This is a genomic window from Streptomyces sp. NBC_00316, from assembly GCF_036158715.1.
GTDB lineage: Bacteria > Actinomycetota > Actinomycetes > Streptomycetales > Streptomycetaceae > Streptomyces.
Window position 1 is genome coordinate 4966559 of sequence record NZ_CP108023.1, and the last position, 25422, is coordinate 4991980.

Annotated in this window: 17 protein-coding genes, 1 tRNA gene and 1 pseudogene; 15 read left to right on the top strand and 4 right to left on the bottom strand. The window is 71.5% G+C overall.

Translation table 11 applies throughout. The features are described from left to right. The first annotated feature begins 110 nt into the window (after positions 1-110). From OG878_RS22110 to OG878_RS22160, 11 genes are all read left to right on the top strand, one after another. On the top strand, positions 111-2555 hold the full coding sequence (locus tag OG878_RS22110; RefSeq protein WP_328888382.1) for a sodium-translocating pyrophosphatase: 2445 nt from the start codon (positions 111-113) through the stop codon (positions 2553-2555). 312 nt (positions 2556-2867) lie between these two features. After that, a complete protein-coding gene (locus tag OG878_RS22115) occupies positions 2868-3497 on the top strand; it encodes a small secreted protein (RefSeq protein WP_328888383.1) in 630 nt (209 codons plus the stop codon). 83 nt (positions 3498-3580) lie between these two features. Then, on the top strand, positions 3581-5089 hold the full coding sequence (locus OG878_RS22120) for a class I SAM-dependent methyltransferase (RefSeq protein WP_328888384.1): 1509 nt from the start codon (positions 3581-3583) through the stop codon (positions 5087-5089). 966 nt (positions 5090-6055) lie between these two features. Beyond that, positions 6056-6253 (top strand): hypothetical protein, encoded by a 198-nt coding sequence (locus OG878_RS22125; protein ID WP_328888385.1) that lies wholly within the window; start codon positions 6056-6058, stop codon positions 6251-6253. 323 nt (positions 6254-6576) lie between these two features. After that, complete coding sequence (gene topA, locus OG878_RS22130) at positions 6577-9441, top strand: type I DNA topoisomerase (RefSeq protein ID WP_328888386.1); 2865 nt, start codon at positions 6577-6579, stop codon at positions 9439-9441. A 269-nt stretch (positions 9442-9710) separates the two neighbouring features. Next, a complete protein-coding gene (gene tmk, locus OG878_RS22135) occupies positions 9711-12881 on the top strand; it encodes a dTMP kinase (protein ID WP_328888387.1) in 3171 nt (1056 codons plus the stop codon). Between the two features lie 211 nt (positions 12882-13092). Continuing rightward, a complete protein-coding gene (locus tag OG878_RS22140; protein ID WP_328888388.1) occupies positions 13093-14298 on the top strand; it encodes a DNA polymerase III subunit delta' in 1206 nt (401 codons plus the stop codon). A 118-nt stretch (positions 14299-14416) separates the two neighbouring features. Then, complete coding sequence (locus OG878_RS22145; RefSeq protein WP_328888389.1) at positions 14417-15946, top strand: alpha/beta hydrolase; 1530 nt, start codon at positions 14417-14419, stop codon at positions 15944-15946. Between the two features lie 126 nt (positions 15947-16072). After that, positions 16073-16146 (top strand) — tRNA-Thr (locus OG878_RS22150). Positions 16147-17016: 870 nt separating this feature from the next. After that, positions 17017-17526, top strand: coding sequence for a SigE family RNA polymerase sigma factor (locus OG878_RS22155; RefSeq protein ID WP_328888390.1), 510 nt, complete (start codon positions 17017-17019; stop codon positions 17524-17526). A 51-nt stretch (positions 17527-17577) separates the two neighbouring features. Beyond that, positions 17578-18819 (top strand): hypothetical protein, encoded by a 1242-nt coding sequence (locus OG878_RS22160; protein ID WP_328888391.1) that lies wholly within the window; start codon positions 17578-17580, stop codon positions 18817-18819. Between the two features lie 173 nt (positions 18820-18992). On the opposite strand, the gene OG878_RS22165 is transcribed toward OG878_RS22160, so the two are convergent. The 3 genes from OG878_RS22165 to OG878_RS22175 all read right to left on the bottom strand — a co-directional run bounded on the left by OG878_RS22165 (position 18993) and on the right by OG878_RS22175 (position 20946). Then, positions 18993-19424: a PPOX class F420-dependent oxidoreductase gene (locus tag OG878_RS22165; RefSeq protein ID WP_328888392.1), complete on the bottom strand. Its 432-nt coding sequence runs from the start codon at positions 19422-19424 to the stop codon at positions 18993-18995. A gap of 194 nt (positions 19425-19618) precedes the next feature. After that, positions 19619-20113: a nucleotidyltransferase domain-containing protein gene (locus OG878_RS22170; RefSeq protein ID WP_328888393.1), complete on the bottom strand. Its 495-nt coding sequence runs from the start codon at positions 20111-20113 to the stop codon at positions 19619-19621. A gap of 152 nt (positions 20114-20265) precedes the next feature. Beyond that, on the bottom strand, positions 20266-20946 hold the full coding sequence (locus tag OG878_RS22175) for a phosphotransferase (RefSeq protein WP_328888394.1): 681 nt from the start codon (positions 20944-20946) through the stop codon (positions 20266-20268). Between OG878_RS22175 and OG878_RS22180 the strand changes: the two are divergent. The 3 genes and pseudogenes from OG878_RS22180 to OG878_RS22190 all read left to right on the top strand — a co-directional run. Continuing rightward, positions 20945-21103 (top strand): annotated as a pseudogene (locus OG878_RS22180) (hypothetical protein); the annotation flags it as partial. The gene OG878_RS22175 and the pseudogene OG878_RS22180 sit on opposite strands and share 2 nt — an antisense overlap. Positions 21104-21294: 191 nt before the next feature. Continuing rightward, positions 21295-21438, top strand: a complete 144-nt coding sequence (locus OG878_RS42325) for a hypothetical protein (RefSeq protein ID WP_443049294.1) — start codon at positions 21295-21297, stop codon at positions 21436-21438. 281 nt (positions 21439-21719) lie between these two features. Continuing rightward, entirely contained in the window at positions 21720-22016 is a 297-nt protein-coding gene (locus OG878_RS22190) for a hypothetical protein (protein ID WP_328888395.1), read from the top strand. A 6-nt stretch (positions 22017-22022) separates the two neighbouring features. On the opposite strand, the gene OG878_RS22195 is transcribed toward OG878_RS22190, so the two are convergent. Then, on the bottom strand, positions 22023-23717 hold the full coding sequence (locus OG878_RS22195) for a bifunctional 3'-5' exonuclease/DNA polymerase (RefSeq protein WP_328888396.1): 1695 nt from the start codon (positions 23715-23717) through the stop codon (positions 22023-22025). Between the two features lie 486 nt (positions 23718-24203). Between OG878_RS22195 and OG878_RS22200 the strand changes: the two genes are divergently transcribed. Further along, positions 24204-25367: a DUF2786 domain-containing protein gene (locus OG878_RS22200; protein ID WP_328888397.1), complete on the top strand. Its 1164-nt coding sequence runs from the start codon at positions 24204-24206 to the stop codon at positions 25365-25367. Positions 25368-25422: the final 55 nt, after the last annotated feature.

Sequence of the window (25422 nt, forward strand, 5' to 3'; positions counted from 1 at the left end):
TTGCCGATCGGGCGGTGAAGGTCAATTACCTTTTGCTGCGCACTGTTTTGATCAGGTTCTGCTCCCTACAATCCGTCCACGTCTTGAGCGCTGAGCGTCGAGGAGGACGTATGGCGGGGTTCTTCAACACACCACTGGCAGAACTGCCCGAAGTTTCCGCACTTTCCGACCGGCCCACCACACTCGCGGCTGCGGTGCTCACCGATGACAACCGCGTCATCGTGATCGCCGTGGCCGTCGTGGCCGTCGCCGCACTGATCGTCGCCAGGCTGCTGGTACGTCAGGTGCTGGCGGCCGGTGAGGGCACCGACCGTATGAAGGAGATCGCGGCAGCGGTCCAAGAGGGCGCGAATGCCTATCTGGCCCGGCAGTTGCGCACCGTAGGCATTTTTGCCGTCGTGGTCTTCTTCCTGCTTCTGCTGCTGCCTGCCGACAACTGGTCGCAGCGTGCGGGACGTTCCGTGTTCTTCCTGGTGGGTGCCCTGTTCTCGGCAGCCACCGGATACATCGGCATGCGTCTCGCCGTACGCAGCAATGTGCGGGTGGCTGCCGCTGCCCGCGAAGCGACTCCGGCGCCGGGCGAACCGGAAAAGGATCTCACCGCCGTATCGCACCGGGCGATGAAGATTGCTTTCCGCACGGGCGGCGTGGTCGGCATGATCACAGTGGGGCTCGGGCTGCTCGGCGCCTCCTGCGTGGTGCTCGTCTATGCAGCCGACGCGCCCAAGGTGCTGGAGGGTTTCGGGCTCGGTGCCGCGCTGATCGCCATGTTCATGAGGGTCGGGGGTGGCATCTTCACCAAGGCCGCGGACGTCGGCGCCGACCTCGTGGGCAAGGTCGAGCAGGGCATCCCGGAGGACGATCCGCGCAACGCCGCCACGATCGCCGACAACGTGGGCGACAACGTCGGCGACTGCGCGGGCATGGCGGCCGACCTCTTCGAGTCGTACGCCGTGACGCTCGTCGCCGCGCTCATCCTCGGCAAGGCCGCCTTCGGCGACGCCGGACTGGCCTTCCCGCTGATCGTGCCGGCGATCGGCGTGGTCACCGCGATGATCGGGATCTTCGCGGTCGCCCCGCGGCGCGCCGACCGCAGCGGGATGACCGCCATCAACCGCGGCTTCTTCATCTCCGCGGTGATCTCGCTCGTCCTGGTGGCGGTGGGCGTCTTCGTCTATCTGCCGTCCTCGTACGCCGATCTGGACGGCGTCACCGACGGCGCCATCACCTCGCACGCCGGCGACCCGCGGATCTTCGCCCTGGTCGCCGTCGCCATCGGCATCGTGCTGGCCGCGCTGATCCAGCAGCTCACCGGCTACTTCACCGAGACGAACCGGCGTCCCGTCCGGGACATCGGCAAGTCCTCGCTGACCGGCCCGGCGACCGTCGTGCTCGCCGGGATCTCCATCGGTCTGGAGTCCGCCGTCTACACCGCGCTGCTGATCGGCCTCGGCGTCTACGGGGCGTTCCTGCTCGGCGGTACGTCGATCATGCTGGCGCTCTTCGCGGTGGCGCTCGCCGGGACCGGACTGCTCACCACCGTCGGGGTCATCGTGGCCATGGACACCTTCGGTCCGGTCTCCGACAACGCCCAGGGCATCGCCGAGATGTCCGGTGATGTCACCGGCGCCGGCGCCCAGGTCCTCACCGATCTGGACGCCGTCGGCAACACCACCAAGGCGATCACCAAGGGCATCGCCATCGCCACCGCCGTTCTCGCGGCGTCGGCGCTCTTCGGTTCGTACCGCGACGCGATCGCCACGGCGGTCGACGACGTCGGGGCCGGGGCCGGGGAGCTCGGACTGAGCCTCGACATCTCCCAGCCCAACAACCTGGTGGGGCTGATCCTCGGCGCCGCGGTCGTCTTCCTCTTCTCCGGTCTGGCCATCAACGCGGTGTCCCGGTCCGCCGGGGCCGTCGTCTACGAGGTGCGGCGGCAGTTCAGCGAGCACCCCGGGATCATGAACTACACCGAGAAACCGGAGTACGGACGCGTAGTCGACATCTGCACCAAGGACGCACTGCGCGAGCTCGCCACGCCCGGACTGCTCGCGGTGCTCGCGCCGATCGCGGTCGGCTTCACCCTCGGAGTCGGGGCGCTCGGTTCGTATCTCGCGGGCGCGATCGGTACCGGCACGCTGATGGCGGTCTTCCTCGCCAACTCCGGAGGCGCCTGGGACAACGCCAAGAAGCTTGTCGAGGACGGGCATTACGGCGGCAAGGGAAGTGATGCCCACGCCGCGACCGTGATCGGCGACACGGTCGGCGATCCGTTCAAGGACACGGCCGGACCGGCGATCAACCCGCTGCTCAAGGTGATGAACCTGGTGGCGCTGCTCATTGCCCCCGCAGTGGTGCAGTTCAGCTACGGGGCGGACGCGAGCGCGGGTGTGCGGGCGGTCGTGGCGGTGCTCGCCATTGCGGTCATCGTCGGCGCGGTCTATGTCTCCAAGCGGCGTGGGATCGCCGTGGGCGACGAAGACGCTTCCGACGACGAGGACGACGAGGACGGCGACAGGCCTGCCAAGTCGACCGATCCGGCGCCGGTTTCGTGAGTCGGGCGCCGGGAGCCGCACAGCTGCGTGCAGACAGTGGCTGACCGGACCCGGGCAGCGGCCGGTCGGTTCCCCGGCAGCTGCTGATCAAAGAGTGGGCGGACGGCGCATCCTGATGCGCCGTCCGCCCCTTTGCCTCTTCGGTGCATGCATCGGGCCGGTGCATTCACCCGTTCGCGCAGGAGTGGCATCTCCCTCATTTCCCTTGGTGCAAATGGCTGCAAAAGGTCATTCTCCGGACGACCGACACCCGGACGGAGGTCTTCCGGCGTGTAAGTTCCGGGGCCGAGAGCCTTGGAAGGGACCGATCCGGTGAACAAGAAGCTTGCGGCCGCACTGTCCGGCGGTGCGGTACTCGTGCTCGCGCTGTCGGGCTGCAGCGACGACAGCAGTGACAACCAGGTGAACGACTGGGCCAAGAAGGTATGTGACCAGGTCAAGCCCCAGTTGCAGAAGATCGCGAACGCCAACGCCGCCATCCAGCAGCAGACCGCGGACAACAGCAAGCCCGCCGATGTCCAGAAGACCGACTCGGCCGCCTTCCAGCAGATCTCGCAGGCGTACAAGGCGCTGGGCGCTGCTGTGGACTCGGCGGGCGCACCGCCGGTCGACGACGGTGAGACCACGCAGAAGGAGGCCGTGAAGGAGCTCAACGCCTCCTCGGCCGCGTACGCGGAGCTGCAGAAGAAGGTCGACGAGCTCAACACGAAGGACCAGGCGAAGTTCGCCGACGGCCTGAAGGGCATCGCCGACGAGCTGAACAAGATCAGTACCAGCGGCGACGAGGCGCTGAAGAAGCTTCAGTCCGGCGAGGTGGGCGAGGCGATGGCCAAGCAGCCGGGCTGCCAGAAGCCGAAGGCTTCCGTCGCGCCGAGCATCGCGCCTTCGAAGGCGCCCGAGAAGTCGGCTTCCCCGTCCGCCTCGCCCAGCAAGAAGTCGTAACCGGCAGCCGCACGATCCGTCCCGGCGGCTCAGGTGGCGGCCGGGACGGTGCCGTTGTCAGCGGGAGCGGACACAATGGGCGGGTGAGTACGACCAGTCTCCCCGCGCCCGACCGTTCGCCCCGGCTCCGCGAAGCCCTGCTTGCCGCCGCTTTCACCGCCGACGGGCTCCTCGACCTGCTCGGTGCGCCCGCCTACGCCGCACTCGCCCGCAGCGAGACGGTTCCGGCGCTCCGCGCCACCCGGGGGGACTCCCCGCTCGACACGCTGGTGCGCCTCTTTCTCCTCCAGCGTCCCGTTGCGTACGAGTCGGCCCGTGCCGCGCTCCCACTGGCCGAGTGCATCGAGGACGGCTGGGTCGTCCAGGAGGGCGACGAGGTACGGGCCACCGTCGACGTGCGGCCGTACGGCGGCCCCGAGGGACAGGACTGGTTCATCGTCTCCGACCTGGGCTGCGCGGTCGGCGGCGCGAGCGGTATCGGCTCGCACGAGGAGGGGGTGGTCCTCGGCGTCGGCGGTGCGTCGACCACACTCGCCGGCATCACCGTGCGTACACCGGTCGCCTCCGCGCTCGACCTCGGAACGGGCTCCGGCATCCAGGCGCTGCACGCCTCGCAGCACGCCACCCGGGTCACGGCCACGGACCTCAATCCCCGTGCCCTCGTCTTCACCCGGCTGACCCTCGCCCTGTCCGGTGCCGCCCCGGCCGATCTGCGCGAGGGCTCGCTCTTCGAGCCGGTCGACGCCGAGACCTACGACCTGATCGTCTCCAACCCGCCGTTCGTCATCTCGCCGGGCGCCCGCCTCACCTACCGCGACGGCGGCATGGGCGGCGACGACCTGTGCCGGACGCTGGTGCAGCAGGCCGGCGACCGGCTGAACGACGGCGGGTATGCGCACTTCCTCGCCAACTGGCAGCACGTCGAGGGCGAGGAGTGGCAGGACCGCTTGCGTTCCTGGGTGCCGCGCGGCTGCGACGCCTGGATCGTCCAGCGTGAGGTGCAGGACATCACGCAGTACGCGGAGCTGTGGCTGCGCGACAGCGGCGACCACCGCACGGAGCCCGCGCAGTACGCCGCGCGCTACGACGCCTGGCTGGACGAGTTCGAGGCCCGCAAGACGAAGGGGGTCGGGTTCGGCTGGATCACGCTGCGGAAGGCGGAATCGGCCGTGGAGAATCCGTCGGTCGTGATCGAGGAATGGCCTCATCCGGTGGAGCAGCCGCTCGGAGCGGCCGTGGTGGCCCACTTCGCCCGCCAGGACTATCTGCGGACCCACGACGACGCGGCGCTGCTCGCCGACCGCTTCACGCTGGCCGCGGAGGTGATGCAGGAGCAGGTCGGGCTGCCCGGCGCGGAGGACCCCGAGCATGTGGTGCTCCGTCAGAACCGCGGTATGCGGCGTGCGACGAAGGTCGATGCGGTCGGCGCGGGTTTCGCGGGCGTCTGTGACGGGTCACTGCCCGCGGGTCGGATCCTGGACGCGATCGCCCAGTTGATGAACGAGGACCCGGTGCTCCTGCGCGACCGCACCCCGCAGGCGATCCGGCTGCTGGTGGAAGAGGGGTTCCTGGAGCCGGCGGGGCAGGCTTGACGTGACGTCCCGCCCCCTCCGGGGGCGGGGCATCCTCCGTCGGGGCCGGACACCGTCCGGACCACGCCGCCCGGCGTCGTACGGGCCGGGGCCGGGGAGCGCTGTCCGGAGCGGGCGGACCATCCGCACTTCTGCTCGTATCTCGACGGCCCCGAAGCGGCCTGCGCCGCACTCGCGGACGTGTACGCCGCGTACGGGGAGGGCGCGCTGGAACCGCACTGACCGGCCATGCGGCGCCTCGTCGAGGACGAAGTCCTCATCTGCGCCCGGACGTTCGCGACCGAAGACATCGACGCGCTTCCCCGGGCTCCGCTCCGGTCCGGGCGCACACTGCCGTATGTGCTGAACGGCGTCCTCACCAGCCCCTTCATGCTCGCCGCCGCCTGCCTTCGGCTGGGGTTGCGGGTTCCGGTTGGCTCGGTGCGGTGCTCGCCGCCGCTGCGGCCGGCTGCTTCCCCCTCGGGCTTGCGCCGGGGTGCTCGGCCTGTGTCTGCGTGATGTGTTCCCGGCGTCCGACGTGGTGAGTTCCGTACCCTTCTGCTCGCCGGGGCGAATGTGCCGCGCGAGGCACTGCCGGAGTGGATGCGGGCCGTCGGGGATGTCCTGCCGCTGACCCATGCTGCCGAGGCCGCACGGCAGTTGTCCGCGGGAGGCGGTCGCGACACGGGGCGGCTCGGCACCCAACCGTCGGCAGGGCCGGATCAGGGGTGCCCGCCGTGGCCCCGCCGGTGGTCTTCGAACACGGCGGCCGCCGGCGCGCGGCGCTCGGCGTGATGTGAATCCAGTCATGGTGGTGGCCGCTTGCGGCGGCTGCCGCCTCCGGCTGCCGGCGCCGCGGACCGCAGGGCTGGAGTTCACCCGGGGTTCGTGTCGGCGATGCCCGTGCGTGGCAGCCTCCCCCTGAAGCGAGGCGGCGCGACGCGGGCATCGGCCCGGCGCCGGGCGGGGACAGAGAGGCGTACGGACATGGAGAGCGGACCTGCGATCTTCGCCGGGACGGCGTTCGCGCTGTTCGGGGCCGCGCTGCTGGTATGGACGGGGGCGCGCGTCGTACACCGTGCGCCGGTCGCACACGGAGTGAGCCCCGTCGTCTCCGCCGCACTCGCCACTCTGTTCGGCGTACTTTTCCTCGTCCTCGGCGTGTGGTGCTTCGCTCGTATCTGATCCACTCCCCGCCCGCCGTCCCGGCGCGGCCACCGCGCCGGGACCCGCGAACACGCCCGGCCGCCCCGCTTCTCTCCCTCGGCGGCCGCAGCACGGCCACCGCGCTGCGAAACCCGCAGGCAGCGGCCGTACGCACTGCGTAACGGGCACTCCGGGCGGCAGGAATGGCGGAAGTCGGGTTACCGTTCGAGTGGCCGTTGCGGGCTTTTGCCGTTTGACACGGGGGCGGGTTGTACCGTCACACTCCGCAGCGACAGCACCGTCGGCAGCGCCATCGCGCTGCCCGGATGCCCACTGAGTGTCGACCGGAGAGAAGAGCGAAGTTGTCCCCGACCAGCGAGACCGCACACGGCGGCCGCCGACTCGTCATCGTCGAGTCGCCTGCCAAGGCGAAGACGATCAAGGGGTACCTCGGCCCCGGATACGTCGTCGAGGCGAGCGTCGGGCACATCCGCGACCTGCCGAACGGCGCCGCAGAAGTCCCCGACGAGTACACCGGCGAGGTCCGTCGGCTCGGCGTCGACGTCGAGCATGACTTCCAGCCCATCTATGTCGTCAACGCGGACAAGAAGGCGCAGGTCAGGAAGCTCAAGCAGCTGCTGGCCGAGTCCGACGAACTGTTCCTCGCCACCGATGAGGACCGCGAGGGCGAAGCCATCGCGTGGCACCTGCAGGAAGTGCTCAAGCCGAAGGTCCCGGTCCACCGGATGGTCTTCCACGAGATCACCAAGGACGCGATCCGGGAGGCGGTGGCCAACCCGCGCGAGCTCAATCAGCGCATGGTCGACGCCCAGGAGACCCGCCGCATCCTCGACCGGCTCTACGGATACGAGGTCTCGCCGGTCCTGTGGAAGAAGGTCATGCCGCGGCTGTCGGCCGGCCGCGTCCAGTCCGTCGCCACCCGCCTCGTCGTCGAGCGGGAGCGCGAGCGCATCGCCTTCCGTTCCGCCGAGTACTGGGACCTGACCGGCACGTTCGGCACCGGCCGTACCGGTGACGCGTCCGACCCGTCGACGCTGACCGCCCGCCTCAGCGCGGTCGACGGCCGGCGGATCGCCCAGGGCCGCGACTTCGGTCCGGACGGGCAGCTGAAGGCCGGCTCCGGCCAGGTGCTGCACCTGGACGAGGCGAACGCCCGGGCCCTGGCCGCCGCGCTCGCCGACTCCGCGTTCGCCGTGCGGTCCGTCGAGTCGAAGCCGTACCGCCGCTCCCCGTACGCCCCGTTCCGTACGACGACCCTCCAGCAGGAGGCGAGCCGCAAGCTGGGCTTCGGGGCCAAGGCCACCATGCAGGTCGCGCAGAAGCTGTACGAGAACGGCTTCATCACCTACATGCGTACCGACTCCACGACCCTTTCCGACACCGCGGTCTCCGCGGCAAGGGCGCAGGTCACGCAGTTGTACGGGGCCGACTACCTGCCGGACAAGCCGCGTACGTACGCCGGGAAGGTCAAGAACGCGCAGGAGGCGCACGAGGCGATCCGCCCCTCCGGCGACCGCTTCCGCACGCCCGCCGAGACCGGACTGACCGGCGACCAGTTCCGGCTCTACGAGCTGATCTGGAAGCGGACCGTCGCCTCACAGATGAAGGACGCGGTCGGTAACTCCGTCACCGTGAAGATCGGCGGCCGGTCGAGCGACGGCCGGGACGCCGAGTTCTCCGCGTCCGGCAAGACGATCACGTTCCACGGCTTCATGAAGGCGTACGTCGAAGGCGCCGACGACCCGAACGCCGAGCTCGACGACCGTGAGCGGCGGCTGCCGCAGGTCGCCCAGGGCGACGCGCTGTCCGCCGACGAGATCTCCGCCGACGGCCACGCCACCAAGCCGCCGGCCCGCTACACCGAGGCCTCGCTGGTCAAGGAGCTGGAAGAGCGCGAGATCGGCCGCCCGTCGACGTACGCCTCGATCATCGGCACCATCCTCGACCGCGGCTATGTCTTCAAGAAGGGCACGGCGCTCGTCCCGTCGTTCCTCTCCTTTGCCGTGGTCAACCTGCTGGAGAAGCACTTCGGCAGGCTCGTCGACTACGACTTCACCGCGCGGATGGAGGACGACCTCGACCGCATCGCGCGGGGCGAGGCCCAGTCCGTGCCGTGGCTGAGGCGCTTCTACTTCGGCGAGGGCGACGACACCGTCAGCGGCGCGGCCTCCGCCGCGGGCAACGGTGACGGCGACCACCTCGGCGGTCTGAAGGAGCTCGTCACCGATCTCGGCGCGATCGACGCCCGGGAGATCTCCTCCTTCCCGGTCGGCAACGACATCACGCTCCGCGTCGGGCGGTACGGCCCGTACATCGAGCGCGGGGAGAAGGACGCCGAGGGCCACCAGCGCGCGGACGTGCCGGAGGACCTGGCGCCCGACGAGCTGTCCGTCGAGTACGCGGAGGAGCTGCTCGCCAAGCCGAGCGGTGACTACGAGCTCGGTGCGGACCCGGTCAGCGGGAACCAGATCATCGCGAAGGACGGCCGCTACGGTCCGTACGTCACCGAGGTGCTGCCCGAGGGCACGCCGAAGACCGGCAAGAACGCGGTGAAGCCGCGGACCGCGTCGCTCTTCAAGTCGATGTCGCTGGACACCGTGACGCTGGCCGACGCGCTCAAGCTGATGTCGCTGCCGCGGGTCGTCGGTGAGGACGCCGAAGGTGTCGAGATCACCGCGCAGAACGGCCGCTACGGCCCGTACCTGAAGAAGGGCACGGACTCGCGTTCGCTCACCTCCGAGGAGCAGCTCTTCGACATCACGCTCGAAGAGGCCCTCGCGATCTACGCCCAGCCGAAGCAGCGCGGGCGGGCCGCCGCCAAGCCGCCGCTGAAGGAGCTGGGCACGGACCCGGTGAGCGGTGCCCCGGTCGTCGTCAAGGACGGACGCTTCGGCGCGTACGTCACCGACGGCGAGACGAACGCGACGCTGCGCACCGATGACAGCGTCGAGGACATCACGCCGGAGCGCGGCTACGAGCTCCTCGCCGAGAAGCGCGCCAAGGGACCCGCCAAGAAGAAGACGGCGAAGAAGGCCCCGGCGAAGAAGGCGACGACCACGAAGAAGACGGCCGCCAAGAAGACGACGGCGACCGCCAAGAAGACCGCGGCGAAGAAGACGACGGCCGCGAAGAAGACGGCGGCGTCGGCGACGGCGAAGAAGGCCGTGGCCAGGAAGGCGACTGCGGCGTCCCCCACCGAGGACTGACGCACGCGCAAGCGCTCGGGCCCGGCACCTGTCCAGGTGCCGGGCCCTTCGTGCGTCAATGCGGTTGCGCGGCATCGTCATCCCCTCGGGCGTTCGAGGAGCGGGGAGCCGGGGGCGGAGCCCCGCCACCCGGCGGGCCGCACACCGGGTGCAGGGGGGCAAGGGACGGGCGGGGAAACAGGCGGCCGCGGGCGCCCCGCCCCGCTCCCGGCGCCCGTTTGTTCGGACGGGGCCACCGGTGACCGCGCCGCTCCGGATAGGCTGGGCGGATGACGCGAGCCGAGCAGCCAACGGTCGTGAGCCCCACCTCCGACACACTTGCCGCAGACTCACGCGAGCGCGCCGTACGAGCCTTGTTGCGTGTTCCCCCGCTGAAGCGGTTGTGGAGCGCCCAGCTCGTCGGCGGTATCGGCGATGCACTCGCCCTTCTCGTGCTGGTGCTGCTGTCGCTGCAAGCGGCGGTCCTGGAGGGCTCATTCGGATCCGGATACCGCGGGGCGGCCTTTGCCGTCGCCGCCGTCTTCGGCGCCCGAATCCTTGCCACGCTCCTCTTCGGAGCCGTACTCCTGGGGCCTTTGACGACGCTCACCGCGCCCGGCGGACCGCTGGACCGGCGATGGCTGATGATCGGGGCGGACGGGCTGCGGCTCGCACTGCTCGTCGTCGCACCGCTGTGGATCGACTGGATGCCCGACAAGGCGCTCATGATGATCCTCGTCACGGTCTTCGTCACCGGCGCCGGCGAACGGCTGTGGACCATCGCCAAGGAGGGCGCCGCGCCCGCGCTGCTGCCCGCCCCGCCTGCCGAGGGCGCCGCCGTGCGCCCCCTGCCGGACCACCTCGACGCACTGCGGCGGCTCTCTCTCCGTACGGACTTCGCCGCCGTCCCCGCCGCCGCGACCGTCCTGCTGATCGCCACGCTCGTCGGCAATCTCCTGGGCTCGGGGCTGGAGTGGTTCTCCCTCCACCAGGCGGCCCTCGGCTCGTACGTCGCGGCCGGACTGTTCTCGGCCTCGATCTCCACCCTGTACTTCCTCGAACTGCCCGGCTCGCCGACGCCCCGCCCCCGCTCGCCCCTGGAGGGCCTGCGCCGGCCGTCCACGGCCGGTGTCCCGGACCGGGGCCGCACCGGCGCCGTCGCGATCACCGTCGCCACGTGCGCCGCGGTCGCCGGGGCGATCGCGGCCGCGGCCGCCGTGGCCGTGCTGCACGCGGCCGACCTCGGCGGCGGCCCCGTCACCTTCGCCCTGCTGATCCTCGCCCTGACCGGAGCCACGGGGGTCGGCATCCGCACCGCGGAGAAGGTGCTGCCCGCGCTGTCGCGCCGGCGGCTGCTCGCCCTCGCCACCGCCGTCACCGGGGTCGCGCTCCTCGCGATGGGCCTGGTGCCGGACACCGCGACCGTGGTGTTCATCGCGGTCCTCGCCGGTTACGCGGCAGGTGTGGCCGCCCGCACCGGACACACGCTGGTCGACCAGGAGACCGAGGAGCCCCGCCGGGCCAGGACCACCGAGCACCTCCAGGCCGTCGTCCGGGTCCTGATCGCGCTCGGCGCGGTCGGAGGCCCGCTGCTGGCCGCCGCCATCGGCAGGCACCGGCTGACCGCCGACGACTTCGTCTTCGCGCACGGCGGCGCCGCCTTCGCCCTGATGCTCATCGGCGCCCTGCTGCTGCCGGTCGCGGCGATCGTCCTCGCCAGGACGGACGACCGGTCCGGAGTGCCGCTGCGCCGCGATCTGCGCGAGGCCCTGCGGGGCGGCGAACCGGCCGTCGCACCCGCGGCGACCGGCTTCTTCCTCGCTCTGGAGGGCGGCGACGGGGCCGGCAAGTCCACCCAGGTGGAGGCGCTCGCCGAGTGGATCCGCGCCAAGGGCCACGAGGTCGTCGTCACCCGTGAGCCGGGCGCGACACCGGTCGGCAAGCGGCTGCGGTCGATCCTGCTCGACGTGTCGTCGGCCGGTCTGTCGAACCGGGCCGAGGCCCTGCTGTACGCCGCCGACCGTGCCGAGCACGTCGACTCGGTGGTCCGTCCGGCGCTCGAGCGGGGCGCGATCGTCATCTCCGACCGTTACATCGACTCGTCCGTCGCCTACCAGGGCGCCGGCCGTGACCTGTCGCCGACCGAGATCGCCCGGATCTCGCGGTGGGCGACGAGCGGCCTCGTGCCGCATCTGACGGTGCTGCTCGATGTCGCTCCGGAGACCGCGCGGGAACGGTTCACCGAGGCGCCCGACCGGCTGGAGTCCGAGCCGCCCGAGTTCCACGCCCGGGTACGGAGCGGCTTCCTGACGCTGGCCGCCGCCGACCCGACCCGCTACCTGGTGGTGGACGCCGGCCAGGAACCGGAATCGATCACCACCGTCGTACGCCACCGGCTCGACCAGCTCCTGCCGCTCTCCGAGGCCGAGCTCAAGGCCCAGGAGGAGGCCCGGAAGGCGGCCGAGGAGGAGGCCCGGCGCAAGGCCGAGGAAGAGGCGGCCCGCAAGGCGGAGGAGGACCGGCTGGAGCGCGAGCGCCAGGAACAGCTCGCCAAGCTCCGCGCCGAGGAGGAGGAGCGTCAGCGCCGCGAGCTGGAGGAGGCGCGGCAGCGCGAGGCCGAACGGCAGGCGGAAGAGGCGCGGCAGCGCGCCGAGGAGGCCCGCAGGGTCGCCGAGGAGGAGCGGGTCAGGCGCGAGGCCGAGGAGCAGGCGCGCGAGGTCGAGCAGGCGCGGCTGCGCAGGCAGGCCGAGGAGGAGGCCAGGCTCCGCAAGGAGGCCGAGGCGCGGCGCCTGGAGAAGCAGCGCAAGGCCGAGGAGTCGCTGCTGCGGGCCGAAGCGGCCCGGCGGCAGGCGGAGGCCGAGGCGGCTGCGGCCGCGGAGGCTGCGCGTGTGCAGTCCGCGTCGCATGCAGAGGCTGCGCGTGCGGGGTCGGCGTCCGTTCCGGACAACGAGCTGACGGTGCCGACGCCGATGGTCGGCCCGAACGAGATCACCCAGCCGGTGCCGTCGCCCGTCGCCCCGCCGTCGCCCGAGGCCGAGACGGCGATGCTTCCGAAGATCTCCGAGCGCTCCGGCCGGTCCGAGCACGGCGACCGGTCCGAGCGTCCTTCGGCGCGCGACGCCGCGGGTGCCGCGGACGAGACGACGGTTCTCCCGGCGGTACGCGACGAGCACCCGGCGGACCGGGTTCCGCGCGGCATCTTCCGCGACGAGCACCCGGGCGACGCGGCACCGGAGAGCGAGAACGAGCGCACCCGGGAGCTGCCCCAGTTCCACGATCCGCACGCCGCGCCGCCGGCTGCCGAGGAACGCCGGCCACGTGGCCGGCGCCCTCGTCCGGACTGGGCCGAGGAGACTCCGCTGGACGATCTGCCGACGCTGGCGGACGAGCTGCTCGGTGACCGCGACAGCGACGACGAGGACCCCGGCACTTCCGGACGCGGCCGCCGCCCGCGCCGCTGACCGGGGTCGGCCGACGGGCTCCCGGCAGATGTCCGGGGGGCCGCCGACCGTCGGCCTCGAAGCCGGCGTGCGGGGGCCCCGTCGGCCCGTGGCAGGGAGCCTGCCGCGCGGTGACCGGAGGTCCGGGGACGGACCGGATCGCCGGGATTGTCAGACCCTTCCGCCACAATGGGAAGCCGGACGTACACGACCACCGGAAGGGCAGTGACCCATGACCGTATGGGACGACCTGGTCGGCCAGGACCGAGTGCAGGAGCAGCTCGGCGCCGCCGCCCGGGACGCCGATGCGCTGGTCACCGCAGTCTCCGGCGGGGAGCAGGTGCCGCCCGGGTCGAAGATGACCCACGCCTGGCTGTTCACCGGACCGCCGGGTTCCGGGCGGTCCACCGCCGCCCGGGCCTTCGCCGCCGCCCTCCAGTGCACCAGCCCGGACCGCGCCCTGGGCGGCGCGCCGGGCTGCGGATTCTGCGACGGCTGTCACACGAGCCTCGTGGGTACGCATGCCGATGTCGAGGTGGTCCGCACGGACCTGCTCTCCATCGGTGTGAAGGAGACCCGTGAGCTGGTCCGCCGCGCCCAGCTCTCCCCGGCCGTGGGCCGCTGGCAGGTGATCATCCTGGAGGACGCCGACCGGCTCACCGAAGGCGCGGGGAATGTGCTCCTGAAGGCGGTCGAGGAGCCCGCACCCCGTACGGTGTGGCTGCTCTGCGCCCCGTCCCTCGAGGACGTGCTGCCCACGATCCGGTCCCGCTGCCGTCACCTCACGCTGCGCACCCCGCCGGTCGACGCCGTCGCCGACGTGCTGATCCGGCGCGACGGCATCGACCCGGAGCGGGCCGCGTCCGCCGCGCGCGCCACGCAGGGGCACATCGGCCGGGCCCGCCGGCTCGCCACCGACGAGAAGGCCCGCGCGCGCCGCGCGGCCGTCCTCAAGCTCCCGCTCAGGGTCGAGGACGTCGGCGGCTGTCTGAAGGCGGCCCAGGAGCTCATCGACACCGCCACCGAGGATGCGAAGCAGGTCTCCGAAGAGGTCGACGTCAAGGAGACGGAGGACATGAAGGCCGCCCTCGGCGCGGTCGCCGGAGGCCGGATGCCACGGGGCACGGCGGGGGTGATGAAGGAGCTGGAGGACAAGCAGAAGCGCCGCAAGACCCGCACCCAGCGCGACAGCCTGGATCTGGCACTCACCGATCTGACCGGCTTCTACCGCGACGTGCTGGCGCTCCAGCTGGGCTCGCAGATCGCGCTCGCCAATGTCGATGTACGGGACGCGCTCGACCGGATCGCCGGATCCTCGACACCCGAGCGCACCCTGCGCCGGATAGAGGCGGTGATCGCCTGCCGCCGGGCGCTGGACCGCAATGTGGCGCCGCTGCTCGCGGTGGAGGCCATGACGATGGCACTACGCGCAGGCTGACCCTGCCTCGCGACAAGGGCGGACCTGCGGGGACAGGGGCTCCCGCGTGCCACGACGCCGCTTCACCCGATGGGGTAATGAATCGGGTGAATCACCCCCTTGCGGCTACGCTCCGAGGATGGACACCAGGCGCCTGCTCCGCACCTTTGCCACCACGCTCGGCACTGCCGGCCTTCTCATCTCCGGCTGCAGCAGCGGCAGTTCGACGACGAGCACGTCGGGTTCCATGCGCGCCGTACCTGCAGCGCTCAAGCCGTACTACGCACAGCACCTGAACTGGCGGGACTGCGGCGTCTCCGGATTCCAGTGCGCCACGATGAAGGCGCCGCTCGACTACGCGAAGCCGGACGGCGGTGACATCAAGCTGGCCGTCTCCCGCAAGAAGGCCACCGGTCCGGGGAAGCGGATCGGCTCCCTCCTGGTGAACCCGGGCGGCCCCGGCGGCTCGGCCATCGGCTACCTCCAGGGCTACGCCGGCATCGGGTACCCCGCGCAGGTCCGCGCCCGCTACGACATGGTTGCCGTCGACCCGCGTGGCGTCGCCCGCAGCGAACCCGTCACATGTCTCACCGGTCCGCAGATGGACGCGTACACCCAGGTGGACCAGACCCCCGACGACAACGCCGAGGTCACAAAGCTGAGCGGTTCCTTCGCGAAGTTCGCGAGCGGCTGCGAGCAGCACTCCGCCAAGATCCTTCCGCACGTCTCCACCGTCGAGGCGGCCCGCGACATGGATGTCCTGCGAGCCCTGCTCGGCGACGAGAAGCTGACGTACTTCGGCGCGTCGTACGGCACCTACCTCGGTGCCACGTACGCCGAACTCTTCCCCGACCGGACCGGCCGCCTCGTCCTCGACGGCGCGATGGACCCGTCGCTCACGTCGATCGACATGAACCGTGAGCAGACCGAGGGGTTCGAGACCGCGTTCCAGTCCTTCGCCGCGGACTGTGTGAAGAAGGCGGACTGTCCCCTCGGCACCACGTCCACCGCCGACGCGGCGACCCGCCTCAAGCGGCTCTTCGCCGACCTCGACGCCAAGCCCGTCTCCACCGGTGCGAGCCGGCGGCTCGGCGAGTCCCTGGCCACCACCGGCGTCATCGCCGCCATGTACGACGAATCGAGCTGGCCCCAGCTTCGCGAGGCACTGACCGGGGCGCAGGCGGGCGACGGTTCCGGTCTGCTTGCCCTCTCCGACAGCTACTACGAGCGTGAGCCGAACGGCTCGTACGCGAACCTGATGTTCGCGAACGCCGCTGTGAACTGTCTGGACGCGCCTCCGGCCTTCGCCGCCCCGAGCGCCGTCGACCAGGCCCTTCCCAGCTTCGAGAAGGCCTCCCCGGTCTTCGGCAAGGCCTTCGCCTGGGCCGCCCTGAACTGCGGCCACTGGCCCGTCGGCCCCACCGGTACCCCGCACCAGATCCACGCGAAGGGCGCGCCCCCGATCGTCGTGGTCGGCACCACCCGCGACCCGGCCACCCCGTACAAGTGGGCCCGGTCCCTGGCCGGCCAGCTCTCCTCGGGCAGGCTCCTCACGTACGACGGCGACGGTCACACGGCGTACGGCCGCGGCAGCCACTGCATCGACACGGCGATCAACACGTACCTCCTGGACGGAACCCCGCCCGCCGACGGCACCAGGTGCTCGTGACCCCCTGATCCGCCGCCCTCCCCTCTGACCTGCGGATACGGCTCCGGGTGAGGGCGGTACGGAGCACACCCGGAAACTGTGTAGACTTGGCGACGCCGCTGATCGCACCATGGTGCGACAGGGCGCGCCGCCTTAGCTCAGTTGGCCAGAGCAACGCACTCGTAATGCGTAGGTCTCGGGTTCGAATCCCGAAGGCGGCTCTGTAGAAGCCTCAGGACTCACTCGCCGTGACCTGGGGCTTTTGCTTTTGGCGGATGCGGCGCGGGCAGTGCGGCGGCCGGTGGTCTCGGTTGTGGTCTCGGACACAGGCTCCGGAGCGGTTTCCGGCGAGGGCAGGACGTCGTCTCCCGCCCGGCACAACCGTGATCGACCCGTCCGGCGGCGGATGTCTGCTCGACAGCGAGGCTCCGCCGACGGCCGGGCCTCGGGCCAGGTGGGTGACCCATGCGCACGCCCCGACGGTCGCCAGTGCCGCGCCCGGGAGATTGCCGTCGTCCATTCCGTACTCCCGGTAGCTGCTCATCCGGCCGGTGGCGGTTTCGGCCACCCGCCAGGAGGTGGGGCCGACGTTGGGTACCGCTCCGGCGAGGGGGACGACTGCGGTCGGTGATCTGCCTGCCCCGAGCATCGCCTCGATGGCCGGGGCCGGCTCGTGTCGAGCAGTGACGGTTTCAGGTCGGTCTTGAGGGACGGGGGATGGAGTGTCCGTTTGCCGCCGGTGACCAGATGACGGTGCGGCCGGCGGTCAGGCCGGCGGGTATCTCCTGGCCGTGGTGGCGGCGCTCTGTGCCTGGGCTTGCGACTGTGCCTGCGCGTGGGCCGTGGGCGGCGACCATGACGGCGAGGGCCGTTGTGGCGACCCAACTGCCTTGGTATGCCTCACCCCTGTGCTCCTCCCGCCGGATGCGGGCCGCGCCCGGTCCTGGAGGTGTTTCGGCCTCTGCGCGAGCAAGCGGGAGAGCTGGGTGCGTATATGGTCAAGGACTTTTTTTTGGGGGTGTGTGAAACATTCCGCCCTGGCTGCCGCATCAGACAGGTGTAAGGCTGCACAGGGGGAGGGCAGGAAGCGCATGAGGCGACAGTCCCGTTCGGAGGACTTCCGTGAGTTCGCGGCTGAGCGGGCCGGCCATCTCTACCGCTCCGCCTGCCTGCTCACGTGCGGCGACACCCACCTCGCCGAGGACCTCGTGCAGGAGACGCTGGGCCGGATGTACACGCTCTGGGGCCGGATCACGCGGATCGACAATCCTGCGGGCTACGCCCAGACCGTTCTCGTACGGACCTTCCTCGCCCACCGGCGGCGCCGCTCGGCCACGGAACGCCCGGTCGGGGTGGTGCCCGAGGGGGCGGCGGCCGGAGACGACCCGGCGCTGCGGGTGGCGCTGCTCGACGCGCTGGCGCGCCTCGCGCCGAAGGACCGGGCGGTCGTCGTGCTGCGGTACTGGGAGGACCGCTCCATCGGGGAGACCGCCGACGTGCTGAACGTCAGCTCGGCCGCCGTACGGACCAGGGCGGTACGGGCGCTGGCGAAGCTGCGCGAGCAACTGGGCGGAAGTCTCGCCGAGTTCGCCTCTCTCTAGAACGCTCCAGGACGCTTTCATTTCGTATCGACGCGAACGGGTAGGTTTGCCATGCCATTTGAGGACCAGCTGGGCGATTCGCTGCGTCGCACCGGCGACAGCTTCCACCTCGACGACCGCCCCGCCCTGATCGCGGGCGGTCTGCGCCGCGGCCGCCGCACGGTCCGTCGCCGGCGCACGGCAGCGGTCACCGGCAGCGTGGTGGCGCTTGCGCTGGTGGGGTTGGGCGGGGCGTACGCGGACGGGCTGCTCGGCGGGGGCGGCGCGCAGGAGGCCTCGGTGGCGGCACCGGCCAAGCCGACGCCGCTCGCGGGGAAGGACCAGGACGGGGAGTTTACCGCCGACCAGATGGTCACCATCCTCAAGTCCCTCCTCCCGGGCGGGAAGCTCACCAGGACGGAGGGGCGCGGCACGGGCGGGCACATCCCGCCGCTGGCCTACGGGGTGTACGACGACGGCAAGGGCGAGGGAGCGATCTCGCTCGTCGTGGACCGGATCGACCCCTCGATGGTGCCGGAGCTCAAGAAGAGCCAGGGCTGCGCGAGCGGGGCGCAGGGCGGGCAGGACTCCTGCACGACCGAGACGCTGCACGACGGCTCCTGGCTGAAGATCTACAAGGGGTACGAGTACCCCGACCACCGGGCCGAGACCAAGGACTGGACCGCCTCGCTGATCACGCCGCAGGGCTACCGGGTCGACGTCAGCGAGTGGAACGCCGCCGCGGAGAAGGACGCTCCGATAAGCCGTGACGAACCGCCGCTCTCCTCGGCCCGGTTGAAGGCTCTGGTCACGGCAAAGGAGTGGAAGCCGGTGCTCGCCGCCCTCGAGCCCGCGGGCAAGCCGGCCTCCGAGGGCACCCCCGAAAAGGGCACGGCGGATCCGTCCGCCGCGTCTGTCCAGAAGACGCTGCTCCTGTCGCTGCCCGCGAACCTCAAGGTGTTGGACCGCGGCAGCCAGGACGGTTACGCCTTCGCCGTGGTCGACGACGGAAGGGGGCGGAGCCTCGTCCAGATCAATGTCCAGCGGAACATGTCCGACGTCTCGCCCAGGGGAGACACCACGACGCTCCCCGACGGCACCGTGCTGGGGCTGAGCAAGCAGGCGGGCGAGAAAGGCGGTGCGGGCGTGGTGCAGTGGACGGCGGACGCGGTGGCCCCCGACGGGTTCCGTGTGGTGATCTCCGCGTTCAACAGCGGGGACCAGGCCTCCGCGTCGACCCGCGCGGAACCGGCCCTTGCGCCGGCCGCGCTGAAGTCGATCGCGCTGGACGCGAAGTGGCGCAAGCTGAAGTAGTGGGCCCGGGTTCCGGGGTGCCTACGGCGCGGTGCCCCTACCCGCCTCTTCCCGAAATCGGGGGTCCGTGGGGCGGAGCCCCCGGTTCGGGAGGGGATTTCGGGACCCCCCGTCCTCGATCGCCGGTTGGGCCTGATTTTGCCGCGGAGCCGGCTGCCCGGGCGGGCGGTGGCTCAGGTGGTCGGTCCGGGAGTTGCCCAGGGGCCGACGCCGGAGATGCGGTCCGGGGAGTAACGGACGAGGTAGCCGGGGGCGTCCGCGGGGGCCGGGAACGAGAATCCAGGGGCGACGTAGACGGAAGCCAGACGGGTGAGGAGGGCGTGGGCGCCGCCCTCCTCGACGACGGCCGTACCGCGCAGGACGGCATGCTCCGCGAGGAAGACGCCGGGGGTGCGGGGCGCTTCGAAGGACAGCGCGAAGCGCGGATCCCGCCGGAGATTGCGCAGTTTCAGGTGGAGGTCCATGTGACCGCTGACGATGTCGTCTCCGTCCAGGCCGATCCAGATGACGGACACCTGGGGACTGCCGTCCTGGTTCACGGTGACGAGGTGCCCCAAGGGGCCTGTGGCGATCAGGTCGCGCAGCACGGGCGGAAGAGTGGTCACTGAATCAGCCTTCGTGAGGAGCGGAGGAGTGGTGGTGCACGGCCGGCCGGGCCCCCCGGGGCCACGTTCGCGGGAGCGGTGTACCGACGCTGGTCGGTGATCCACCGTGAAGCTACGCGGCGAGGTGGATGCCGGGGGCGGATTCGGCGGTTCATGGCTCGATCGGGTGGATCGGGTCGTGCTGACGTCATCGGTCAGAACTGCGTGGAGATGCCGAACTTCTGACGGAGCCGGGCCATGTCGTGACGGTCGTGATCGGCTGGTTCGTAGCCTTGATGGAAGTAGACCTGCTGCTCGGCCGAGATGCAGGGAACCGTTGTGCCGTCGATCCTGCCGGTGACGAAGCACCGGGCGGGATAGACGAACGGCCGCCCGGGGTCCGGTGAGGCCTGGGCGGCGGAGCCGTCCGGTGCGAAGACCAGGGGATGGAGATCCACTTCCTGGCCGGCCGGATGGGTGACCACGAATCGCACCGGACGCAGGTCGAGGGTCTCGACGAAGCCGGCTCCGGCGAGGGCTGCGACGACCAGCGGCTCCTGGTCGAGCCGGTGCATGAGATCCAGATCGCGATGCAGGCGGGTCTGTACGCCCACAAGCGCATCGATGCCCCAGCCGCCGCCGACCCAGACGTCGAGGCCGGCGTCACGCAGCCCCGCAAGGACGGACAACACGTCGTCGGCGGCCATCATGGGGCGGACCTTAGTGGTGATGTCCCGTGCAGGCGACTGAATTGACCGCTGACGAGCGGAAGGCGGCGTGCCCGGTCCGCGGGGCCCGGTGCGAGTCGTGCGGCACATCGACGTCGGCGTGGCTCGTCGCCGATCCGCCTGCGGGCCGGACCTCATCCGGAGAGTTCCCCGATCAGGGCGGCGGCCTCGTCGATGAGGGCTACCTCGCGCGGGCTCAGGTTCGAGTCCGCGCTCCGGCGGTGCCTGGCCCGGTCGAGGTGAGGGGCGGGGACGCCGCCCTGGGCGTCGAGGCGCGGGAGCAGGGCGGCGAGCAGCGAGCGGGCGCCCGTTGCCGCCGGGGATGCGGGGTCCACCGCCACTTGGGCCAGGATCAGCGACGACATGGCGCGGTCCAGGGCGGGCGGCCCCTCCGCTGCTGTACGCCAGTCGATCACCACCGGGCCGTCGGCCGTCAGCATCACGTTGTCCGGGTGCAGATCAAGGTGGAGGATCCGGTCCTCCGGGTCCAGGGAGAGCCTGGCCGGGATCGTGTGCAGATCGGTGAGGAGGCTCGCGAGTATCGCGGCACCCTCGTCGTACGAGAGAGCGCCGGAGAGCAGCGATTTCAGCATCGTGGGGCCGGTCAGGCGTTGCAGCACCATGTCGGAGGGGGTGGCGGTGGCCGGGCTCGGGCCGAGGCGGGGGACCGGGTAGCCGCACGCCGAGAGGTAGGACAGCACGGCGAGTTCCGGTGTGGCGTCGCTGCTGTCGCGGTACCGGCGCAGGACCCATGCGTCGTCGATCGCGTAGACGTCGGCGGATCGTCCGGTACCCAGCAGCTGTCCTATTCGCATGAGGGGGAACCTACTGGTGCGGCACTCGGCCGGGGAGATCGCCTGCGCGCCGGGACGCCCTGCGGTGCGCGGCGCGGTCGGTCACCGGTGGCCGCAGCGGCGGCTGAGGGTCCGATACGCCGATGTGCGTACCAACCGGGTGGTCGTCGAAGCCGCCCGTACCTCCTCAGCCGACATGTTCCTCGCCGCGGCCGGTGTGGCGCGTGACGCGGTGACTTTTCGTCGGTCGGCCGGGGAGCTGTGGACGTTCGCGGATCTGCGGAGCGGCGACGCGTACAGCGTCGCCTCCGGGGGGTCGGGCAACTTCAGCCAGGTGGTGCGACGTGCTTCCAGCCGGTCAGTCCGGCGTTGCAGGCGTACGGGCTCACCCTCGTCACCCCGACCGAACCGCCCGCCGACCCGGCGGGCCCGCCGACCTGTCCGGGCGGCACCTGGGCGGCCGGGGCGACGTACGCCGCGGGCGATGTCGTGACGTACGACTCCGCCTCCTGACGGCGCCAGCAGGGGCGCAGCCCGGATGGACGCCCCCGAACGTGCCCGCAGCCCGGCAGTGGGTGGTCCAGGGGCGGTCGCTGCCGGAGGGGCTGCCGCGAGCGCCGCCCCGCTGCCCGCTGCCCGCTGCCCGTGGTCCGGGCCGTTCTTCCGTAGGGCGGCTGGAGCGGTAGGGGCCGCCCGAGGGGGCCGGGGCGGCCGGAGTAGCCTGTAAATGTCGAGAATGCTCCGTATGTCGGTTCCTCGACTTCCTTCTGTGCGTGCGAAGGGGGCCGTCCCTGATGGACACCTTGATCACCGTGGTGGTCGTCCTGGCGATGATCGCGCTGACCGCGTTCGTCATCCATCTGCTCAACGGACGGCACCGGCATCACCATCTGCGTGCGGTGCATTACGAGCACGGACTGGCGGGATTCGGCGGAACCGGCGGGCCGAGCGCCGGGATGGGGCGTGCGGTCCCGCCCGCGGAGACCGTTCAGCCCACTCAGTCGACGCGAACCATGCGACCCATGCAGTCCAGGAGGGGGAAGGGGCCCGAGGTGGCCGAACGGCCCGGTGGGCCCGGTTCCGGTCAGTGATCCCTCTTACTTGGCGTCGGAGTAGCGCTCCACGATCGCCGTCGTGAAAGGGAAGCGCACCGGCGTCTCGCCGAAGGCGGCCCGTCCGGCTCGTTCACCGGCCGCCCGGATCGCCTCCACCACGGCCTCCGCCTCCTCCTGCGGGCAGTGCACCATCACCTCGTCGTGCTGGAAGAAGACCAGTTCGGCGCGGAGCCCGGCGGCGGTCAGCGACTGGCGCAGTGCGGCGAGGAACAGCAGCGCCCAGTCCGCGGCGCTGCCCTGCACCACGAAGTTGCGGGTGAAGCGGCCGCGCGCGCGGGCGTTCGACGAGGCGTAGCCCGGGGTGAAATCGCCGTCGGCGGACGACTGCTCGTCGCTCTCCTGCGGGATACCCGCCTCGTCGTCGTCCCCGCTTCCGGCGGCGGGCGGGCTGGTCCTGCCCAGCCATGTCCGTACGAGCCGGCCCTCCTCGCCGGCCTTCGCGGCGTCGTCCACATAGGCCACGGCCAGCGGGAAGCGCCGTCGCAGCGCTGCCAGGTTCTTCAGGCCGTCGCCCGATGTCTGGCCGTAGATCGCTCCCAGCAGGGCGATCTTGGCGTGGTCGCGGTCGCCCTGGAAGGCACGGTCCGACAGCGCCGTGTAGAGGTCGCCGTCGTGGCCCGCCACCTCCATCAGGCCGGCGTCGCGGGAGATCGCGGCCAGGACTCTCGGCTCCATCTGGTCGGCGTCCGCGACGACCAGCCGCCACCCGTCATCGGCGACAACCGACTGCCGTATCACCTTGGGGATCTGCAGCGCCCCGCCGCCGTTGGTCGTCCAGCGGCCGCTGACCGTGCCGCCCGGCTGGTACTCGGGGCGGAACCGGCCGTCGCGCACCCAGTCCTGGAGCCAGCTCCAGCCGTGCGCCGTCCAGATCCGGTACAGCTTCTTGTACTGGATCAGCGGCTGCACGGCGGGGTGGTCCAGCTCCTCCAGCTCCCAGCGGCGGGTCGACTTCACCTTGATGCCGGCCTGCGCGAATGCCTTCACCACGTCCGCGGGAAGGTCCGGGCGGACGCGGCGGCCGAACGCCGCGGACACCTCGTCCGCGAGCTCGGCCAGTCTGCGGGGCTCACCGCCGCCCGCGTAGCGCTCGCCCAGCAGCTCGTGCAGGACGTCTCGGTGCACATCGGCCCGCCAGGGCAGGCCCGACCGGTTCATCTCCGCGGCGATCAGCATGCCGGCCGACTCGGCGGCCGTCAGGAGGCGCATTCTGCCGGGGTGGGCGGTGGCGTCGTGGCGGCGCAGCTGTTCCGCGTACACCTGGAGGAGCGCCTCGAACGGGATGTCCGTGCCGGACGGCGGCTCGAAGAGGGAGGACTGCGAGCCGGGCTCCGCGGCGCGGGACGGGGGGTCCGGGGGGACGGGGGCGTTGTGGAGGCGGGCGTAGGCGGCCGCGGCGGAGCGGGGTTCGCCGAGCCGGCCCTCATGGGCGAGGAGGAGTGATTCGGCAGCCTCGATGTCGTAGCAGCGGCTGACCCGGACGCCCGCTGCGAGCAGGCGTGGGTAGATCTCGGCGGTCGACCGCCACACCCAGCGCGTGACGTGCGGGCGGGAACGGACGGCCTCCACCAGGTCGGGTTCGGTGAGGGCCGGGGCGGTGGGCGTGCCGATGGGGGCCAGCGGGGCGAGGTGGGCTCCGCCGGCCTCTGTGGCGGTCAGAGCCCAGCGCTCGGTCATGTGGTGAGTCTGGCAGGTGGGACTGACAGCGGGCGCGCTGCGCGCGGGGCGGTGGGGTGGGGATGGGCCGGGCTGCGGGACCACGGGGGACTCGCGGCATCCCGCCGCTTCCCGAAGCCGGGGCTCCGCCCCGGACCCCGGTCCTCGATCTCCCCCATGGCCTCAAAGGTGCCTCGAAGGCAGGCGAGGCCCCCGCGACGGGCTGGGGGTGTCCGGCCGTCTGTGAATCGGTGGGCCGGAAGCGCTGGTTCGCAGGTGAGGTGCGGCCATCGCGATCCGGCCGGGACGGCGCTCGTCGTGCTCGTGCCGGTTGCCGTGGTCGTCGGGATGTCGTGCCGTTCCACGCACGGGCCCGCGCCGGCGCACCGGACGCCGGTGCCCGTTTGGATATCCACAGGGTGTGGATGAATGTCGCGCATGGCCGCCGGCGTCGCGACCGGGGAGGGCCAGGCCTCCCCGCCGTCCGGTCCTGCCTACCCTGACCTCATGGAATCGGTGATCGACCAGGCATTCGCGGCAGCCCTCTACTCGGACGGCGACACCGGGCTCGACACCGGCGCTTCCCGCCTCGCCGCCGATCCCTCGGCCGACGCGGAACTGTTCCGGCGCGGCGAGGAGTTCGTCCGCCGGGCCTGGGAACGCGGCTGGCAGCCCGCCGATGTCGTACGGATCGTCCGCCGCGAACTCGACGAGACCGCGGTCGGCCTGGCCGCTGACCTGATCGCCACGGAGACCGGGCGGTACGAGCAGCTGCCGTACCGCTGGCGGTCCCAGCTCGCCGAGCTTCCCGCGCCGCCGCCCCGGAACCGGCCCGACCGGTTCTCGTACGCCTCCGCTCTGCTCGGTCTCTACAGGCTGCTGCTCCGGCTTCCCGCGATCGAGCCGGTCAGTCCGCCGCCCGGCGCCCCCGGTGACCGGCTGCACCTGCCGCCCGCGCACGACGAACCACGCATGCTGACCCGGATCCGCGCCCTGCTCGCGAAGGCGGAGGCGACCGGCTTCCCGGAGGAGGCGGAGGCCCTCACCACCAAAGCGCAGGAACTGATGGCCCGGCACTCCATCGACGAGGCCCTCCTCGCCGCCCGTACGCACAGCAAGGAGGCGCCGGGCGCCTGCCGGATCGGGGTCGATGCCCCGTACGAGACGGCAAAGGCGATCCTGCTCGACGCCGTCGCCTCGGCAAACCGCTGCCGCGCCGTGTGGAACAGCGATTTCGGCTTCTCGACGGTCGTCGGCTTCGAGCCGGACCTGGAGGCCGTGGAACTGCTCCACACCTCCCTGCTGGTCCAGGGCACGGCGGCGATGACGAAGGCCGAGGCGGGCCAGCGGGCCGGCGGCCGCAAGCGGACCAAGACGTTCCGCCAGTCCTTCCTGATGGCGTACGTCCAGCGGCTGGGTGCCCGCCTCGCGGCCGACACCGCCCGGGTGACGGCAGCCTCGGTGGTGGAGGGGGCGGCGGCCGAAGGGGATCTGCTCCCGGTCCTGGCGGCGCGGGACGTGGCGGTCGCGGATGCCGCGGACCGGATGTTCCCGAGGACGACGAGCACCCGGGTGCGCGGAGCGACGGACGGCGAGGGCTGGGCGCACGGCACGGCCGCCGCCGATCGCGCCCGGATGGGCGAGCGAAGGCCCGGCATCGACCGCTCCTGACCGTTCGATATCAGCCGTATCGGTAGGAATACCAGATAGATCCGAATTGCGGTCA